The organism is Amycolatopsis sp. NPDC058340, from assembly GCF_042723975.1.
Lineage (GTDB): Bacteria > Actinomycetota > Actinomycetes > Mycobacteriales > Pseudonocardiaceae > Amycolatopsis.
Genome location: NZ_JBHXIB010000017.1, coordinates 79805 through 94583, shown reverse-complemented (window position 1 = coordinate 94583; position 14779 = coordinate 79805). Strand labels below are relative to the sequence as shown.

Annotated in this window: 12 protein-coding genes; 8 read left to right on the top strand and 4 right to left on the bottom strand. The window is 70.8% G+C overall.

The window, feature by feature from the left end; all coding sequences use genetic code 11:
• Nucleotides 1–257 precede the first annotated feature (257 nt).
• Genes ACFWIW_RS20925 through ACFWIW_RS20915 form a run of 3 tightly spaced genes read left to right on the top strand, consistent with a single transcriptional unit; the run spans nt 258 to nt 5131 of the window.
• On the top strand, nt 258–1337 hold the full coding sequence (locus tag ACFWIW_RS20925) for an AAA family ATPase (RefSeq protein ID WP_378369953.1): 1080 nt from the start codon (nt 258–260) through the stop codon (nt 1335–1337).
• Nucleotides 1338–1352: 15 nt separating this feature from the next.
• Nucleotides 1353–2627 (top strand): DUF58 domain-containing protein, encoded by a 1275-nt coding sequence (locus ACFWIW_RS20920; RefSeq protein WP_378369952.1) that lies wholly within the window; start codon nt 1353–1355, stop codon nt 2625–2627.
• Nucleotides 2624–5131: a transglutaminaseTgpA domain-containing protein gene (locus ACFWIW_RS20915; RefSeq protein ID WP_378369951.1), complete on the top strand. Its 2508-nt coding sequence runs from the start codon at nt 2624–2626 to the stop codon at nt 5129–5131. The genes ACFWIW_RS20920 and ACFWIW_RS20915 overlap by 4 nt, the downstream gene beginning before the upstream one ends.
• A 129-nt stretch (nt 5132–5260) precedes the next feature.
• Here ACFWIW_RS20915 and ACFWIW_RS20910 read toward each other — a convergent pair whose 3' ends face one another.
• The 3 genes from ACFWIW_RS20910 to ACFWIW_RS20900 all read right to left on the bottom strand — a co-directional run bounded on the left by ACFWIW_RS20910 (nt 5261) and on the right by ACFWIW_RS20900 (nt 7932).
• Nucleotides 5261–5677 (bottom strand): DUF3040 domain-containing protein, encoded by a 417-nt coding sequence (locus tag ACFWIW_RS20910; protein WP_240598044.1) that lies wholly within the window; start codon nt 5675–5677, stop codon nt 5261–5263.
• 197 nt (nt 5678–5874) lie between these two features.
• Complete coding sequence (dinB, locus tag ACFWIW_RS20905; RefSeq protein ID WP_378369994.1) at nt 5875–7092, bottom strand: DNA polymerase IV; 1218 nt, start codon at nt 7090–7092, stop codon at nt 5875–5877.
• A gap of 108 nt (nt 7093–7200) precedes the next feature.
• Nucleotides 7201–7932: a methyltransferase domain-containing protein gene (locus ACFWIW_RS20900; protein WP_378369950.1), complete on the bottom strand. Its 732-nt coding sequence runs from the start codon at nt 7930–7932 to the stop codon at nt 7201–7203.
• A 109-nt stretch (nt 7933–8041) separates the two neighbouring features.
• Between ACFWIW_RS20900 and ACFWIW_RS20895 the strand changes: the two genes are divergently transcribed.
• From ACFWIW_RS20895 to ACFWIW_RS20875, 5 genes are all read left to right on the top strand, one after another.
• On the top strand, nt 8042–8908 hold the full coding sequence (locus ACFWIW_RS20895; RefSeq protein WP_007029346.1) for a ParA family protein: 867 nt from the start codon (nt 8042–8044) through the stop codon (nt 8906–8908).
• Between the two features lie 6 nt (nt 8909–8914).
• Nucleotides 8915–9718 (top strand): DNA-formamidopyrimidine glycosylase family protein, encoded by an 804-nt coding sequence (locus tag ACFWIW_RS20890; RefSeq protein ID WP_378369949.1) that lies wholly within the window; start codon nt 8915–8917, stop codon nt 9716–9718.
• Nucleotides 9719–9842: 124 nt separating this feature from the next.
• The gene (gene add, locus ACFWIW_RS20885; RefSeq protein WP_378369948.1) at nt 9843–10892 is read left to right on the top strand and encodes an adenosine deaminase; all 1050 of its coding nucleotides are present in this window, start codon (nt 9843–9845) and stop codon (nt 10890–10892) included.
• 356 nt (nt 10893–11248) lie between these two features.
• The gene (locus ACFWIW_RS20880; protein WP_378369947.1) at nt 11249–11809 is read left to right on the top strand and encodes a GNAT family N-acetyltransferase; all 561 of its coding nucleotides are present in this window, start codon (nt 11249–11251) and stop codon (nt 11807–11809) included.
• 23 nt (nt 11810–11832) lie between these two features.
• Nucleotides 11833–12882 carry a quinone-dependent dihydroorotate dehydrogenase gene (locus ACFWIW_RS20875; protein ID WP_378369946.1) on the top strand — a complete coding sequence of 350 codons (1050 nt, stop codon included), beginning with the start codon at nt 11833–11835 and terminating at the stop codon, nt 12880–12882.
• Here ACFWIW_RS20875 and ACFWIW_RS20870 read toward each other — a convergent pair.
• A complete protein-coding gene (locus ACFWIW_RS20870; RefSeq protein ID WP_378369945.1) occupies nt 12842–14476 on the bottom strand; it encodes an amidase family protein in 1635 nt (544 codons plus the stop codon). The two genes, ACFWIW_RS20875 and ACFWIW_RS20870, sit on opposite strands and share 41 nt — an antisense overlap.
• Nucleotides 14477–14779: the final 303 nt, after the last annotated feature.

Here is a 14779-nt window from a genome sequence, read left to right as displayed (position 1 = left end):
CTCCGTAGTCGAGCGACCTCGCACCGGAGCATACGACAAAACAAGGTGTCAGCGGGAGCACCTGAAAACGCGCTCAACTCACCCGATCGAGGTAAGGTCTCTGGTTGCACAGAGTCATCGACTGGGGTTGGCGGGGTTCCCCCCACGAGTTCGCCCGAGTTTGACACACTTCGTGGGAGGCTGACCGCTGCCCGGGGGACTGAACGGTCCGGCAGAGGACCCAGCGGAAATCCAGCCACGCGGCATCAGGAGGTCGAGTGACGTCGAGAATCCAGTCTGCGACGCCCGGCGAACACCAGGGCGAGCAGGCAACCGGGCAAGCGCCGTACCCCACGGGCGCCGGCTCGGTCAGCGGTCGGCAGAACGGCCGTGATGCCAGAGCATCGCTGGACGAACTGCACGAGACCGCGCGGCGGATCGCCGCCAACGTGGAGCGGGTACTGGTCGGCAAACCCGACGTCATCCGCATCGCGCTCGTGACCCTGCTCGCCGAAGGCCACCTCCTCGTCGAAGACGTCCCCGGGGTCGGCAAGACCTCGCTGGCGAAGGCGCTGGCCCGCTCGATCGACTGCACCGTCAGCCGGATCCAGTTCACCCCCGACCTGTTGCCAAGCGACGTCACCGGGGTGTCCATCTACAACCGGCAGAGCGGCGAGTTCGAGTTCCGTCCCGGCCCGGTGTTCGCGAACATCGTGGTCGGCGACGAGATCAACCGCGCCTCGCCGAAGACGCAGTCGGCCCTGCTCGAATGCATGGAAGAGCACCAGGTCACCGTCGACACCTCGACGTACCACCTCGAAGAGCCGTTCATGGTGATCGCCACCCAGAACCCCATCGAGATGGAGGGCACCTACGCGCTGCCCGAGGCCCAGCGGGACCGGTTCACCGCGCGGGTGTCCATCGGCTACCCCGACCAGCAGGCCGAGCTGGCCATGGTCGACGAGCACGCCGGGCACAACCCGCTGGCCGATCTCGAGCCCGTTTCCGACCGTGAGTCGGTGCAGCGGCTGATCGAGACGGTGCGCTCGGTGCACATGTCGCCGGAGATCCGCCGGTACGCCGTCGATCTGGTCGCCGCGACCCGTCAGGTGCCGGAGATCCGTCTCGGCGCCTCGCCGCGGGCGACCCTGCAGCTGGTCCGCGCCGCCCGCGCGCAGGCCGCGCTCTCCGGCCGCGAGTTCGTCGTCCCGGACGATCTGCACACGGTCGCGGTCCCGGTGCTGGCCCACCGCATGGTGCTCACCACCGAGGCGCACGCCGCCCGCCGGTCGGCCACCGACGTGGTCCGCGCGATCCTGCACCGCGTTCCCGTCCCGCAGGGCTCGAACCACCGCTGACAAGGGAAAAGGCGCATGCTGCGTGCTCTGTCCGGCCTGACCACACGCGGCCGCTGCCTCCTCGCCGCCGGCGTCGCCGCGGCGGCGTGCTCGTTCGTGCTCAACGAACGGGATCTGCTGCGGGTCGCGGTGTTCGTGATCGCCCTGCCGCTGCTGGTCGCCTTCTTCATCTCGGCGACCCGGCTGCGGCTGGGCGCGGCCCGGTCGCTGCGCCCGGAGCGGGTCTCGGTCGGCTCGCCGGGCGAGGTCCAGCTCGAACTCTGGCGCAACGGGAGGCTCCCGGCCGGCGAGGTGCTGCTCGAAGACGGCGTGCCCTACGCGCTGGGTTCGCGGCCGCGGTTCGTCGTCGAACGTCTCCCCCACGACCGCCGGGTCGCGCTGCGGTATCCACTGCAGCCGGTGCTGCGCGGGATCCAGCAGGTCGGCCCGCTGCGGGCGACGATCACCGACCCGTTCGGGCTGTGCGAGTTCGAACGTGAGCTGATCGGGCATTCCCGGCTGGTCGTGGTGCCGAAGGTGGTCGGCCTGTGGGGCCTGCCCAGCGGCGCCGGGATCGGCGCGGGCGACGACGGCAGCATCCGCCTGCACGCCGGGCAGGGCGAGTCGGACGTGATCGTCCGGCAGTACCGGCAGGGCGACGACCTGCGGAAGGTCCACTGGCGGTCGACCGCCCGCCGCGACGAGATCATGGTCCGCGTCGAGGAACGGCCGTGGCGCGGCGGCACCACCGTGCTGCTGGACCACCGCGCGGCGGCGCACCACGGCACCGGCCCCGCGGCGAGCCTCGAATGGGCCGTCTCGTTCACCGCTTCGGTGTCTCTGCACCTGCGGCGTTCCGGGCACCGGGTCCGGCTGATCACCGAACACGGCCAGACCCTGGCCGACACCCCCGGCGAGGGTGGCGAGCACTACGACAACGTCGTGCTCGACGTGCTCGCCGCGCTCCAGCCCGCGCACCAGCGCGACATCACCCTCGGCCACGACCCGGCCGAGGGTCAGGAGCTGATCGCGGTGCTCGGCACCGTCAGCAACGAATCCGTGCACGAGCTGTCCCGATACCGCCCGCGCGGGATCCGGAGCCTCGCCGTGCTGCTCGACACCCCCGGCTGGTCGTCCGGCGTCAACCGGCCCGAAAACCGCGCCGCCGCCACCGAGGAATCGGTGGCGCTGCTGCGCGCCGCGGGCTGGGGCGTCGTCGTCGCCGGTCCCGGGTCGCCCATGCCACAGGTCTGGGCCGAGCTCTGCCAGACGGCCACCCGCCGGGGCACGCTGATCGGAGGCGGCCTGTGACCGCGACCGCGCCACCCCTGCAGCACACCCCGAAGCCGCGTCCCGCCGCCCCGCCGCCCGTCTGGACGAGCAGCGTTCTCGCACCGGTCGCCGCCGGGCTCGCCACGCTGTTCGCCTCGACCTCGCTGACCGGCGTGGTCTCCGGCTGGGCGTGGTTCGGCTACCTGATGGTCGCCGTCGTGCTGATCGCCTCGACCGGCCTCGCCCTGCGCTCGCTGCGCGCGCCGACCATCGTCGTCGGCCTGGCGCAGCTGCTGGTGCTGCTGTTCCTGATCACCGGGGCGTTCACCACCAGCGGGTTCCTGAAGATCTTCCCCGGCCCGGACGCGCTCGAAGAACTGCGCGGTGTCCTCGCCGCCGCGGCCGAGCAGATCCGCGTCGGCCTGCCCCCGGTGGAGGGCACCCCGCCGATCCTGTGCCTGATCACCATCGCGATCGGCCTGGTCGCGGTCCTGGTCGACACGCTGGCCGTGGCCGCCGCCGCGCCCGCCGCGACCGGCCTGGTCCTGCTGTGCGTGTACGCCGTCCCGGCCGCGCTGGCCGAGGAGATGCTGCCGTGGTGGACGTTCCTGCTCGGCGCGGCCGCGTTCGCCGGGCTGCTCGCGGTCGACGGCAACCACCGGCATCGCCGCTGGCGCAACCGGGACGCGCCCGGTCTGGGCAACTCGGCGAGCACGTTGTCGGCCCCCGTCGGCGTGGTGGCCGCCGCGATCGCGATGGGCCTGGTGATCGGCACCGCCGTCACCGGTGTCGGCACCGTCGGCAGCCTCCCCGGCGGCCAGGGTTCGGGCCGCGGTGGCGCGGGCGGCTTCGGCGTCGAACCGTTCACCCAGCTGCGTGGCCTGCTCGACCAGGGCGAGAACGTGGAGCTGTTCAAGGTCTACGGGCTGGGCGCGGACAAGCGGCTGCTGCGCGCGTTCACGCTGGACACCTACACCCCGAACAAGGGCTGGGGGCTGGCGCAGAACGGCCGCGCCCAGCAGGGCGTGCAGGCCAACAAGGGGCTTCCGCCCGCTCCGGGTGACGACGGTGCCGGGCCCGGGCGCGAGATCCGGATCGAGCCGACGAACTGGGTCGACAACTGGCTGCCGATCTACGGCGCGCCGAGAGCGCTCAACGGGCTGGCCGACAACTGGCTGTACGACCCGGTCGGCGGCGCCGTGTTCACCACGACCAAGCAGAGCGCCCCCGCCTACACCGAGACCGCGTCCATCAAGGAACCCTCGAAGGACGAACTCCGGCTCGACGACGCCCGCCTGGCCGAGGTGCCGCAGCAGTTCACGCAGGTCGACCGCGTCGATCCCCGGGTCGCCGCGAAGGCAAGGCAGCTGACGGAGAACGAGACCAACAACTTCGACAAGGCGCAGGCGATCTGGTCGTTCTTCACCGCGCAGAACGGCTTCGTGTACGACACCAAGACCGCCGACGCCACCGACTCCGACGCGCTCGCCGACTTCGTCCTCAACGGCAAACGCGGATTCTGCGAGCAGTTCGCGTCCGCGATGGCCGTGATGCTGCGATCGGTCGGCATCCCGTCGCGGGTCGCCATCGGCTTCACCTCCGGGACGCCGAAGGGCGATCACGTCTCGATCAGCTCCGAGGACGCGCACGCGTGGGTCGAGGTCTACTTCCAGACGAAGGGCTGGGTCAGCTTCGACCCGACCCCGCTGGTCGACGGCCGCGCGGTCGTCCCGCCGTACCTGCAGAACGACGCCGGCAGCTCCACGACCAACGACACCCAGGAGGTGCCGAGCGCGCCCGCGTCGAGCGCCCCCGCCACCGGCACCCCCCGCGACCAGGGCGAGGACCTCGGTGCCGACGGCGGCCAGGGCCAGCAGGAGGAAGAACCGCTGTGGCCCGCGATCCTCGCCGGGATCCTCGGCGGGCTGGCGGCCGCGCTGACCGTGGTCGCGATCGTGCGGTCGCGGTTGCGATACCGGGCGCTGATGCGGCCGTCCGCGTCCAGGGACCCGTCCGCGCCGGAACCCGGGTTCCTCGGCAACCAGAACGTGACGAACTGGCTGCCGCTGATCGCGATCGCGCTGTGGGTGGCGGCGTTCGCCTTCCTGGCCGCGTGGGTGTCGTGGTGGTTCGCGCTGGCGCTGGTGCTCGTCCTCGGCGTGCTCGGCACGCCGACGGCGATCCGGGAGATCAAACGACGGCTGCGGCTGCAGAAGATCGCGTCCCGCTCCCCCGCCGCGGCCGACGCGGCGTGGCGCGAGCTGATGGACGAGTGCGCGGACCGCGGCCTGCCGCTGTCCGGCGGCGACACGGTGCGCGTCGCGGGCCGGAAGGTCGTCGAGAAGCACCGGCTGGACGAGGAGGGCCGCACCGGTCTGCGGACGGTCATCGGTGTCGTGGAGCGGTCCTGGTACTCGGACAAGCCGGCCGACGACGAGACGCTGGGCCCGGCCTTCGACGAGGTCCGCAAGAGCCTGAAGCGGAACGCGCCGATGTCGTGGAAGGGCCGTCTGTTCCCGCGTTCACTGCGGCGAGGCAAGTAGCGCTCGTGAGTGGCAAGGACGGTTAGAACCGTCCTTGCCACTCACGAGGGATCAGCGCTTGACCGCGACATGACAACGCGAACATGCCGACAAGGCGGCGCCCCGTCGGCATGTTCGCGTGTGTGAGAGCTATTGCTCCTCGAAGCGCTGGCGGAAGCGCTCTTCCATGCGTTGGGTGAACGAGCTCCGGCGCGTGGACGGCTTGCCGCCGCCACCTCCGCCGCCACCCGGGCCACCGCTGTCCTTGCCGCCTTCCGCTTCGGCTCCTTGCCGAATCGATGTGACGGCCATCATGACTCCGAAGAACATCACGAGGAACCCGAGCACGCTGATCACTGGGATCTCGGCCACCCGGATGTTGACCACCACGCCGAGCACCAACAGTGCGACGCCCACTACGAACAGGGCGATGCCCTGCAAACGCCGTCGGCGGGCGGGGCGGCGCAACCGGGTGCCTCGCACCGTGGATGCGAACTTGGGGTCCTCGGCATAGAGCTCGCGCTCGATCTGATCGAGCAGCCGCTGCTCATGCTCGGAGAGTGGCATCTTTCCTCCTCCGGCACAGCTGTCGCGGGCGCCGGGCCGCGCAACGTCATGGACCCAACAGACAACCCCAGGCGGGGTGTCTCTGTCCAGGATACGAGCCCCGCGCTCGTCCGACTACCCGATCCCGTATCCAGAAGGGATCGAATTGGCCGAAACCACCCGACTCGGCTCTCTCGAAGACGACCGAGCGGGCGATGTCACTGGTCACGGGGGGTCAGCAGTGACGCGGGCCGCACCGCGGCGGCACCGAACTTCGACCTCGCGACGTCGGCGGCGACTTCCGCATCCCGCCAACGGGGTTCGGCGGAGGCGAAAAGCAGTTGCTCTCCGCTACTCTCCGTGTCCAACCCCTCGACTCTTACGCCGATCAGGCGGACCGCGCCCGTCGGCGCGTGCTCGGCGAGGAGCTCGACGGCCGTGCGGTGGATGTCGCGGGCCACATCCACCGGGACGGCGGTTGTCCTCGCGCGGGTGATGGTCTTGAAGTCGGCGAACCGGACCTTGATCGACACCGTCCGCCCCCGAAGCCCTCGGCGGCGCAGGGTGGCGGCGACGCGTTCGGACAGCCGGAGCAGTTCCAGCCCGAGTGCCGAGCGGTCGTGGAGGTCGACGTCGAAGGTCACTTCGGCGCCGATCGACTTGTCCGGCGACTCCGGGACGACCTTGCGGTCGTCGTGCCCGTTCGCGAGCGCGTACAGATGCTCCCCCAGCGCCCGCCCGAGCGACCGCCTCAGCCTGGACAGTGGGGCGGCCGCGACGTCGGCGATGGTGTCGAGGCCCTGCTGCCGCAGCTGCTCCTCGGTGCGCTTGCCGACGCCCCACAGCGCCGAGACGGGCAGCGGGTGCAGGAACGCGAGCGTCTCGGCCGCCGGGACGACGACCATGCCGTCCGGTTTCGCCATCCCGGACGCCAGCTTCGCGACGAACTTGACCTTCGCGACGCCGACCGAGCAGCTGATCCCGAAGTCGGCGGCCACCCGCTCCCGGATCCAGGCGCCCAGCCGCGCGGGCGAGGAGTCCAGCCGTTTGAGCGCCCCGCTGACGTCCAGGAAGGCCTCGTCCAGGCTCAGCGGCTCCACCAGCGGCGTCAGCTCGTGGAAGATCCCCATGACCCCTTTGGACACCTCGCCGTAGAGCCCCGGGGTCGGGGTGATGCAGATCAGCTGCGGGCAGAGCCGTTTGGCCGTCGAGAACGGCATGGCCGACCGGACGCCGAATTCGCGCGCCGCGTAGCTCGCGGCCGCGACGACCGACCTCGGGCCGCCACCGGAGACGACCACCGGCTTGCCCGTCAGCTCCGGGCGGGTGCGCAGCTCGCACGACACGAAGAAGGCGTCCATGTCGACGTGCAGCAGGCCGCAGCCGGTGTCGTCGGGCCAGGTGGTGGCCCCGGTCGTCACGCGGTAGCGGGCCATCCCGCCGGGCAGTTCAGCGTTTCGTCCCACGGGCAGACGCTAGCCCGGACCACCGACAGTCTCGTGAGTGGCGAGGACGGTTAGAACCGTCCTTACCACTCACGAGGGTCAGGGGCGGCGCGCCAGCAGGTGCAGACGGCTGGCGATGTCCCGCAGCGGCGGAACCGACGCCGCCGCCAGCTCGAACTCGGCCAGGTCCTCTTCCCGCACCCCGCCGGGCACGAAGTCCGCCACGACGCCGTCGCCCTGCAGCGAGGTCACCTCGAGGCCGACCTCGATCAGCTGGGCGCGCAGGGCCTCGGCGTCGAACCGCCGCAGCACGGTCTCCCGGCCGCCGCCGAGCACGCCGCTTTCGGCCGCGAGCAGCTCCCGCGCCTCCCCGAGGCGTCCGGCCAGCGCGCGCTGCAGGATCGCGGCGTGCCGGTTCGCCACCAGCACCGACACGGCGCCACCGGGGCACACCGCCGCGGCCAGCGCGGCGAGCACGAGCGCCGGGTCGTCGACGACTTCGAGCAGGCCGTGCGCGAGGACGAGGTCGGCCGATCCGGCGGCGACGTGGGCTCCGAGCGCGTCGGAGTCGTCGGCGATCACCGTGATGCTTCCGGAGACGCCCTCTTCTTCGGCGCGGCGGCGCAGGGTCGCCAGCGCGTTGGGGTTCGGTTCGACCACGGTCACCAGGCAGCCTGCCGAGGCCAGCGGCACCGCCCAGCCGCCGCTGCCGCCGCCGACGTCGACGACGTGCGGCTGTTGTGCGCCTCGCGCCCGTGCGGCCCGGAGTTCTGCTTCGAGAACCCGGCGAACCGCCCCCGATCCCCGCGTGGCCACGGTGTCCGTCTTCATAAACGCACAGGGTAATGCCCGCCTTCGCCGGCCCGCCGGGTGTAGTCCGATGCGGTGTTCGACACCTTGCCAAGGGGCCACCCCGCCGACTGCCCGTAGGCTGTATCGAGTGCACACGGTCGCTGTTCTCAGCCTGAAGGGTGGCGTCGGTAAAACGACGGTCGCCCTCGGTGTCGCGTCCGCCGCGCTGCGTAGGGGCGCCCGGACTCTCGTGGCCGACCTCGACCCGCAGGGCAACGCCACCACCTCGCTGGACCCGCCCTTCACCGATCGCACGCTGGCCGACGTCCTCGAGACGCCGGTGCGCTCGGTGCTCGAACGCGCGATCGCGCCCAGCGTGTGGAGCGACCAGATCGACGTCCTCGTCGGCGCCGAAGAGCTGGAGATGCTCAACGAGCCCGACGCCGACAGCCGCCGCCTGGAGAACCTCTCCCGCGCGCTCGACGAGCTGCACACGAACCCGCTGCGCGAGGAACCCTACGAACTGGTGATCCTCGACTGCCCGCCGTCGCTCGGCAGGCTGACCCGCTCCGCCCTGGTGGCCGCGGACAGCGCCCTCATCGTCACCGAGCCGACGATGTACGCCGTCTCCGGCGCGCGCCGCGCGCTCGACGCGATCGAGAAGATCCGCGAGGAGCAGAACCCGGGGCTGCGGCCGATCGGTGTCGTGGTCAACAAGCTCCGCGTGCGCTCGTACGAGCATCAGTTCCGCGTGGCCGAGCTGCGGGAGAACTTCGGCCCGCTGGTGATGCCGACGGCCATCCCGGACCGGCTCGCCGTGCAGCAGGCGCAGGGCGCGTGCAGCCCGATCCACGAGTGGCACTCACCCGGCGCGCAGGAGATCGCGCTCACCTTCAACATGGTGCTGGCGAAGGTCCTGCGTTCGAGCCGGGCCGGGCGGCATCGCGTCCGCGGCGAAGAAGAGCCCGAGACCACCGAGGCGCCCGCCAAGCTGAGCGACACCGGCACGGGCTGACCTCCGATGCCCGAAGGCGACACCGTCTTCCTCGCCGGCAAGGTCCTCGAGAAGGCGTTGGCGGGCAAGACCTTGCTGCGCGGCGAGTTCCGGGTCCCCCAGCTGGCCACGGCGGATCTCGCCGGACGGGACGTGCTCGGCGTCGGCACGGTCGGCAAGCATCTGCTGACCCGCCTCTCCGGCGACCTCACCCTGCACAGTCATCTGCGGATGGACGGCACGTGGGACGTCTACCGGGCCGGCGCGCGCTGGCGGCATCCGGCGCATCAGGCGCGGGTCATCCTGGCCACCGAAGAGCTGCAGGCGATCGGCTTCCGCGTGCACGACCTCGAACTCGTGCCCACGGGCGAGGAAGACCGCCTGGTCGGCCACCTCGGCCCCGATCTTCTCGATCCACAATGGACGGACGAGCTCGCGGAGCGGGCCGCCACCGCGTTGGCCGCGGACCCGGATCGCGAACTCGGCGACGCCCTGCTGGATCAGCGGATCATGGCGGGGATCGGGAACCTGTACAAGGTGGAGATCTGCTTCCTGCTCAAGGTCTCCCCGTGGACCCCGGTGTCCGAAGTGGACACCGCGAAGGCGGTCGCGCTCGGGCGGAAACTACTGGTGGCCAACGCCTGGCGACATGAGCAGATCACCACCGGAGACCCGCGCCGCGGCCGGCGCCAGTGGGTCTACGAGCGGACGAGACAGGGCTGCTTCCGCTGTGGCGGCAAGGTGGAGGTACTCCAGCAGGGCACCGGCCACCAGCAGCGCCCGACCTGGTTCTGCCCGAATTGCCAGCCCGGACCCCGCCCGGACCGGTAAGCTGGCGTCGTGACGCTGTTCAAGCTCCCGCTCTACGGGGCCGACACCGAACGCGGCGACCTCGCTCCCTGAGCCGCCCGCTCCCTCCGCACGTCACCTTTCACTTCTCCCAGGGAGCTTTGTCATGCCCGGAATCCTCACGGGCACGGCGCTGCGCGCGTTCGTGCACGCCCTGCCCAAGGTCGAACTCCACGTCCATCTCGTCGGCTCGGCGAGCCTGCCCACGGTGCTGGAACTGGCCCGCCGCCGCCCGTCCGCGGGAGTGCCGACGGAGCCGTCCGCACTCGCCGAGTTCTTCACCTTCCGCGATTTCCCGCATTTCCTCCGCAACTACCTGGCGGTGACGTCGCTGGTGCGCGACGCCCGCGACATCCACACCCTCATCATCGGCCTGGCGGCCGATCTGGCCGCGCAGAACGCCCGCTACGCCGAGGTGACCGTGACGCCGTACAACCACGTGCTCGACGGCATGCCGTCCGACGATCTCCTCACCGGCCTCGCCACCGGACGGGCGGCGGCACGGGCCGACCACGGGGTGGAACTGGCCTGGTGCTTCGACATTCCCGGCGAGAAAGGGGTCGTCGCCGGCCGCGAGACGGTCGTGTTCGCGCTCCGCGAACGCCCCGAAGGGCTGGTGTCCTTCGGGCTCGGCGGCCCCGAGGTCGGTGTCGGCCGCGCGCAGTTCGCCCCGTTCTTCACCACGGCCAGGGAGGCGGGGCTGCACAGCGTCCCGCACGCGGGCGAGACCACCGGGCCCGCCACCGTCTGGTCTGCGGTGCACGATCTCGGCGCCGAGCGGATCGGGCACGGCGTCGGCGCGCACACCGATCCGGCGCTACTGGAATACCTTGCCGTGCAACGGATCCCGCTGGAGGTCTGCCCCACGTCGAATCTGCGGACCGGGCAGTTCTCCTCGATCGCGGCGCATCCCGTGCGGCGCCTGCTCGACCATGGCGTGACGGTCACGCTCAACACCGACGATCCGCCGATGTTCGGCGCCACCCTCGACGGCGAGTACGTGGCGGTGGCCGAAACCCTCGGGCTGACGGCGGCCGAAATCGCCCTGTTCGCGAAGAACGCCGTGGAAGCCTCTTTTCTGCCCTCGGCGGACAAATCCGTCCTGCTGACCGAGATCGACGAAATCTTGTTGCAGGACCCCGAACTCCTCGCATAGCGTGGCGGTACACGAGAGAGGAGGTGGTCCAAAGTTGTATTCCAACAGGACTCGTGAGGTGGCTGTCCGCTAGCGGACCCCACGCGTAGGACTTCAGAGCAGCGATACAACGCAAGTTGGAGCCACCTTCGGCTCGTCGTCTCTGCTTCGCGTGATGCCTGATAGCGAATACCAGGCAGTCACCGGGCCCCCGAGGTTCCCGAGCACCGGTCCGGCTCGGGCCCGGACGCCGATTCCCGGCGTCCGGGAGCCGCCTCGGGGGTACCCCTATTTCCGGGGTGTGCCACCCGGCGCTCCAGAAGACCGTCCGCCGCAGTCCCGCCCCGGGAACCCCGCCGACTGGATAGCCTGACGCCATGCTGAGGCCCGATTTCCCGATCATCACCCAGCGACTGACCCTCCGCGCCTTCACCTCCGCGGATCTCGACGAACTCAACTCCTTCCAGTCCCGCGCCGACGTCGCCCGCTACCTCTACTGGGGCCCGCGCAGCCGGGCCGAATCCGCCGCCGCGCTCGCCAAACGGGTGCACAGCAGCAGCCTGTCGAAGGAAGGCCAGCTGCTCGCCGTGGCCGTGGAGCTGACCGAGACCGGGCAGCTGATCGGCGACCTGAACCTCGAATACCTCAGCAGCGAGCACCGGCAGGGCGAGATCGGGTTCGTCTTCCATCCCGATCACCACGGCAAGGGATACGCCGCCGAGGCCGCCACCGAGCTGCTGCGGCTCGGCTTCGAAGAGCTGGGCCTGCACCGGATCATCGGCCGCTGTGACGGACGCAACACCGCGTCGGCCGCGCTGATGGAGCGCCTCGGCATGCGCAAGGAAGCGCATCTGCGCGAGAACGAGGTCGTCAAGGGCGAATGGACCGACGAGCTCGTCTTCGCGATGCTCGAAGACGAGTGGAAGGCGAAGCGCTAGAGCCCACCAGGCATGATGGGGCCGTGCTCTTCGACAAGATCGTCCGCCCCGCTCTCTACCGGGTCTCCGGCAGCGACCCCGAAACCGTGCACGAACGCACCATCGGCTCGCTCGCCAGGCTGAGCCGGGTCTCCCCCGTGCTCGCCGCGCTCGGCCGCGTCTACCGGACGGACGATCCGGTCACCTTCCTCGGCCTGCGTTTCCCGAACCGGGTCGGCCTCGCCGCCGGGATGGACAAGAACGGCCGCGCGCTGCACGCCTGGCCCGCGCTCGGTTTCGGCTTCGTCGAGGTCGGCACGGTGACCCGCCATCCGCAGCCGGGCAACGACAAACCGCGGCTTTTCACCCTCGCCGAGACCGACGCGGTGATCAACCGGATGGGCTTCAACAACGAAGGCGCCGAAGCGCTCGCCGCCCGGCTCGCCGCGACCGGGAAGCCGCCGGTGCCGCTCGGCGTCAGCATCGGCAAGTCCAAGGTGACACCGCTCGGCGAAGCCGTCGAGGACTACCGGTTCTCGCTGCGGGCCCTGTACCCGTACGCCGACTACTTCGCGATCAACGTCAGTTCCCCGAACACGCCGGGGCTGCGCGCGCTGCAGGACAAATCCGCGCTGGCCGAACTGCTCGCCGAGCTGCGGAAGACCTCGGCCGAGCTCGCCGGGGACGCGAAGCCGACGCCGGTGCTGGTGAAGGTCGCCCCCGATCTCACCGACGAAGCGCTCGCGGAACTGCTGGAGGTCTGCCTCGAACACGGGGTCGCCGGGCTGATCGCGACCAACACGACGCTGTCACGCGAAGGGATCGCCCCGCCCGAGGCCGTCGTCGGCGAGCAGGCGGGCGGGTTGTCCGGCCGCCCGCTCACCGCGCGTTCGGTCGAGGTCGTGCGGTTCGTGCACGACGAGACCGGCGGCAAGCTGCCGATCATCGGCGTCGGCGGGATCTTCGACGCCGGCGCCGCGGCACGGATGCTCGACGCCGGCGCCGGTCTCGTCCAGCTCTACACCGGTTTCGCCCTGCACGGTCCCGGTCTGGTCAAGCGGGTCGCCCGAGGTCTCGCGGCCCGGCCGTACTGACGAACCTGAGGTAGGCACGCCAGCACTGGTATCGCGTCAGCTCCGTCGCCGTCGCGGTGGCGGACTGGTCGCACAGGACGGCCAACGGTGTTTCCCCGTTCTCCAGCCGGATCCGGCCCAGGACGAACGGGGCGGGCAACGTTGCCGCGAACGCACCGAGAGCGGCCGGCGAGAGCCGCCAACGTTCACCCGAAAGCATCGTGTGCTCGCCCGTGGCGCTCACCGGCACCACCCCCGGCTGGGGCGGATCGGTGGGCAGCAACAACATCCGGTAGCCCTCGCCGGTCTGGACCAGCCCGGTGAACCGCGCCCCGGCGCGGACAAGGCTTCCGTTCAAGGGCTGCCCGCGCAGATGCGCGCCGAACACCACGAGATCCGCACCCGGTGCGGGATAAGGGAAATCGGCCTGTTCGTCGGTGAGCACGGCGGCGAGGTCGATGGCGACCTGGTCGTCGAACGGCCGCACCACCACCGACACCCCGTACGGCCCCAGATCCGACGGCGACGACGGCACCGTGACCGCGGCCAGGTCGAGCAGGTTGACGAACGCCGTGAAACGCTCCAGCCGCTTCGAGACACCGTCCGGATCGGACAAGGCCTCGGAGACGTCGGGGTGATCCGCGACGGTCGGGAGCACCAGTGCGTCGTACTCGGACAGCATCCGAAGCGCGAGCATCCCGGCCTCGGCGACACGGTGCCTGTCGGCGGTGAAGCCGTCGTCGTGGATCAGGTCGCCGACTTTCAGCAGTGCCGAGACCTCCACGGTCTCCACGAGGGCCCCGGACGCCCTCAGCGCCGAAACCGCGCCGAGGAAAGCGGATCGGGACTGCAGTGAGAGACCGGTGAGCGTGTCGGAGCCCGGGATCGCCACCCGTGGCCGGTCGCCCGCCGACAGCCGGACGTCCGGCGGCCAGTCTCGGGCGAGCGGGTCGATCCCGTCGGGACCGGTCATCAGTCCCAGCGCGCTCTGTCCCAAGGTGAGGCTGCGGGCGAACAGCGCGATCCCGCCGCACGGCGCGGCGCCGGTCTTCGGCACGAGACCCAGCGTCGGCTTCAGCCCGACGATCCCGTTGAGCGAAGCGGGAACCCGGCCCGCGCCAGCGGTGTCCGTGCCGACCGCCAGATCGACGAGGCCGAGCGCGACGGCGACGGCCGCGCCGCTGCTCGCGCTCCCCGAAACCCGGGCGGTGTTCAGCGCCGCGCTCACGGCGCCATAAGGGCTGCGGGTGTGCTGGAAGTCGCTGCCGAACCGGTCGCAGTTGGTCTTGCCGAGCACGACCGCCCCGGCCGCGGTCAGCCGGGACACCGAGGTGGCGCCGGTACTGCAGACGTCCTCGCCCGCGGTGGGAAGACCGGCGACGTCGACCACGTCCGCGACCGCCACCAAGGTGCCCGCGAGCGGCAGGTCCGCGCCCGCGCGCAGTCGTTCGTCGACGGCTTTCGCGTCCACGAGGGCGTCTTCCACCGGACGGAGGGTGATCCAGACGTCGGGGCGGTCGACTTCGGCTATCCGGTCGTAGGCGGCTATGACGCGCTGGTAGGAGCTGGGAGGCGGAACGGGGGTCGGCTCTGGTTCCGGGGGGAGCGTCGTCACTGGGCGTCCTTTCCTCGGTGGGGACGAGAAAGACCACTGCGCGAGATCCACTGTGTCCGGTCCGCCACCCTGGGACGCCCGCTCACGCGGGCTGGGTTCAGGCCCGAGCTGGGATGAGCACTGCGTGCATGTAGGAAACGTTAGGCATCGCGGGTCGCCGTCACCAGCGGATTCGGGTCACGCGAGCGTTTCGGTACCACACAGTGAGCAGGTCGTTACGCAATGGAGTATTAGCGACGACGAATGAGACGATGGTCCAGGAAAGCGCCTGCTCAGAAGCCTACCCGTTTCCGTAACTCGCGT